We start from the raw sequence: 782 nt of genomic DNA on the forward strand, positions 1-782 counted from the left end.
GGTATCATCGATCTCGGCCACGCCTTGCATTTTGAGCGGCAGGATCATCAAGGGTGCAAACTCGGGCATCTCAGCCATCGCCAGCCCGACGCGCTTAATGGTTTTGCGCGCAACTTCGATATCGGTGTCGCGGTCGAGCCGAATATTGAACTTCACCGTCGCCCATTCGCGGCTGGAATTGGTGACGGAGGAGATTTGTCCGAAGGGGATCGTGTGAACCAAGCCGCTCTGGTGCCGTAACTGCACCGAGCGCAGCGTGATCCGCTCCACCGTGCCTTTCAGCTTGCCGGTATCGATATATTCGCCGACGCGAAACGCATCGTCGGCGATGAAGAAAATCCCCGAAACAATATCGCGCACCAACGCCTGCGAGCCGAAGGAAATGGCGAGGCCCAAAATCCCAAACCCGGCCAATAGCGGCGAAATATCGATGCCCAAGCGCGAGAGCGCGACCAGCAGGGTAATCCCAACCACCGCCGCCAGAACAACGGCGCGCAACAGCGGCAGAATCGTGCCAAAGCGGCTGTAGACGGGGGCTTCGGCCCCATCATCCTCTGAATCCGGGCCAATCGGCCCCGTCGCGTTTGCAGGCGGCGCATAGGCGGTGAACAGCGCCGAGAGGAAGGTCCAGCCAATCCAACCGACCAGTAAAACCGCAATCACGGTAATCGGGCCTTCCAGCGCCGCCACCTGCTTTGGGGTGAAGATTTCGGATAGGAAGAACTGCCACAAGCGCCCCAAGAACCACAGGCCGATAATCCAAACCACCGCGCCCGCCGTCG

At 60.0% G+C, this 782-nt stretch carries 1 protein-coding gene; it reads right to left on the reverse strand.

Going from position 1 to position 782, the window contains the following annotated elements; translation table 11 throughout:
• Nucleotides 1–768, reverse strand: a 768-nt coding sequence (locus VZ95_RS20005) for a mechanosensitive ion channel family protein (protein WP_156995457.1), incomplete at its 3' end; no start/stop codon positions are given.
• Nucleotides 769–782: the final 14 nt, after the last annotated feature.

Origin of the sequence: Elstera litoralis, from assembly GCF_000963705.1 — a bacterium.
Taxonomy (GTDB): Bacteria; Pseudomonadota; Alphaproteobacteria; order Elsterales; family Elsteraceae; genus Elstera; species Elstera litoralis.